This is a genomic window from Streptomyces sp. E11-3 (genome assembly GCF_046540415.1).
Taxonomy (GTDB): domain Bacteria; phylum Actinomycetota; class Actinomycetes; order Streptomycetales; family Streptomycetaceae; genus Streptomyces.
In genome coordinates this window covers 1-2,211 of sequence record NZ_JAZGRL010000117.1, presented here as the reverse complement: position 1 = coordinate 2,211, position 2,211 = coordinate 1, and the positions used below count along the sequence as shown (strand labels likewise).

At 73.9% G+C, this 2,211-nt stretch carries 3 protein-coding genes; all 3 read right to left on the bottom strand.

Translation table 11 applies throughout. From position 1 onward, the window contains the following. A partial coding sequence (locus U9R90_RS35660; protein ID WP_411061606.1) for a hypothetical protein occupies positions 1 to 204 on the bottom strand: 204 nt, incomplete at its 3' end. Between the two features lie 46 nt (positions 205 to 250). After that, a complete protein-coding gene (locus tag U9R90_RS35655; protein ID WP_411061604.1) occupies positions 251 to 940 on the bottom strand; it encodes a response regulator in 690 nt (229 codons plus the stop codon). Next, entirely contained in the window at positions 937 to 2,175 is a 1,239-nt protein-coding gene (locus tag U9R90_RS35650; RefSeq protein ID WP_411061603.1) for a sensor histidine kinase, read from the bottom strand. The genes U9R90_RS35655 and U9R90_RS35650 overlap by 4 nt, the downstream gene beginning before the upstream one ends. Positions 2,176 to 2,211: the final 36 nt, after the last annotated feature.

The window sequence follows — 2,211 nt, the reverse complement described above, 5'->3', positions numbered from 1 at the left end:
GTCGGCCGACGGGTACGGCGGGGTCACCGACGGGAGGGGGCCGCCGCCCTCGGGGGTCCGTACCCGGTCCGCTTCCGGCCCGGTGCCGCATCCGGTGGCGAGGGCGGCCAGGGCGGCGGCGACGAGCAGGGCACATGCGCGGGTACGGATACAGGCGCGGGCACGGGCACGGGCACGGGCACGGGCAGGGCGTATCGCGGTCATGCGTCGATCATGTCTCATGCTCCGGACGTCTCATGCCCCGGACGTCTCATGCCCCGGACGCGGTGCCCGTGCCGCTCTGGCCACGCGCCGTCACCAGGCCCGTCTCGTAGGCGAACACCACCAGTTGGGCCCGGTCGCGCGCCCCGAGTTTGGTCATCGAGCGGCTGACGTGCGTCTTCGCCGTGTGCGGGCTGATCACCATGTGCGCCGCGATCTCCTCGTTGCTCAGTCCGCGCGCGGCGAGCGCGGTGACCTCCCGTTCGCGGCGGGTGAGGTGTTCCAGGCCCGGCGCGGTGTGCCGGTCGGGTGGGCGGGCGACGAACTCGCCGATCAGGCGCCGGGTGACCGAGGGCGAGAGCAGTGCGTCGCCGCCGGCCACGACCTCGATCGCCTGGAGCAGGTCGGCCGGTTCGGTGTCCTTGAGCAGGAAGCCGCTCGCACCGGCCCGCAGCGCGTCGAACACGTACTCGTCCAGGCCGTAGTTGGTGAGCATCACGACGCGTACGGCGTCGAGGCGCGGGTCGGCGGCGATGTGCCGGGTCGCCTCGATGCCGGTCATCACCGGCATCTGGACGTCGACCAGGGCGATATCGGGGATCTGTTCGCGGATGAGGGCGAGTCCCTGCTCGCCGTCGGCTGCCTCGCCGACGACGTCGATGTCGTCCTCGGCGTCGAGCAGCGCGCGGAACCCGGCCCGCATCAGCGCCTGGTCGTCGACGAGTACCACCCGGATCACGGTGCCTCCAGCGGGAGTTCGGACGGCTGGTGGCCTGGTGGGGACTCGGACGGCTGGTGGCCCGATGGAGACTCGGACGGCTGTTGGCCCGGTGGGGACTCGGACGGCCGGTGTCGGCTCAGCGGGAGCCTGGCGTGTACGGCGAAGCCGCCGTCGGCGCGTGGCGCCGCGTCCAGGGTGCCGCCGAGCGCGGTGACCCGCTCGCGCATGCCGGTGAGTCCGGTGCCGGGTGCGAAGGGCTGGTCCGGCGAGGCGCGCCCGTCGTCCCTCACCTGGACAGTCAACGCGCCGTCGCCGCAGGCGATGCGGACGGCGACCTTGGCGGGGCCCGCGTGCCGGGCAGCGTTGGTCAGCGCCTCCTGCACGATGCGGTACGCGGCACGGTCGACCTCGGGAGGCAGCTCACCGCCCTCACCGGTGACCGTCAGGTCCACGGCGAGGCCCGCCGACCGTGCCCGCGCGACCAGTTCGTCGATCCGGCCGGGCGGCTCGTCGCGCAGGACCTCAAGGGTGGCGCGGAGTTCGCGCATCGCCTCGCCGCTGGCCTCCTGGATGGCGAGCAGCGCGGGTGGCACCTCGTCGCCGCGTTTGCGCGCCAGATGGACCGCGACTCCCGCCTGCAGTTTGACGATCGAGATGCTGTGGGTGAGCGAGTCGTGCAACTCGCGGGCGATCCGCAGCCGTTCCTCGCCGGCCCGGCGCAGCGCCGCCTCCTCGCGGGTGCGTTCGGCCTCCAGGGCGCGCTGTTCGGTCTGGCGCAGATAGGCCTGCCAGTTCTTGTCGGCGAGGCCGGTGACCACGGAGCACAGGAACCAGCCCGCGAGCAGCAGTGTCCGGTTGCCGTGCGCCGCCGACACGGGTCCGGCCGCCAGGTAGACCGCGAGGAAGAGCACCGCGGCGCCCGCGCCGAGTGCCCGGTGCCCGGCCCGGGCGGCCGTGTGTACGGCGCCCGCCACCGGGATCGCGGCCACCGCCGCGGGGTGCGCGTGCAGCACATAGCCGGACAGGCACAGCGTGGTGACGGCGAGGACGCCGCGTGGGGCCGTGCGGTGCCCGGCCAGCGCCAGGGACCCGGCGCCGATGAGGGCGTAGTCCAGGGCATCCGCGCGGCCGTCGAGAGCCGCGGCCACCACCACGATGGCGCCGACGACGATCGCGAGTACCGCGTCGCCCAGGCGGAGCGACAGGCCGCTGCTGCCGCTGGCGCCGCTGCCGTGTGCGTCGTCGTACGTCATGTGATCCCCCGCATATCCGCACCCTAGGCTCCCGGA

Coding starts and splice junctions, on each gene's coding strand:
- U9R90_RS35650 (WP_411061603.1), bottom strand. CDS start 2,175: ATGACGTACGACGACGCACACGGCAGCGGCGCCAGCGGCAGCAGCGGC.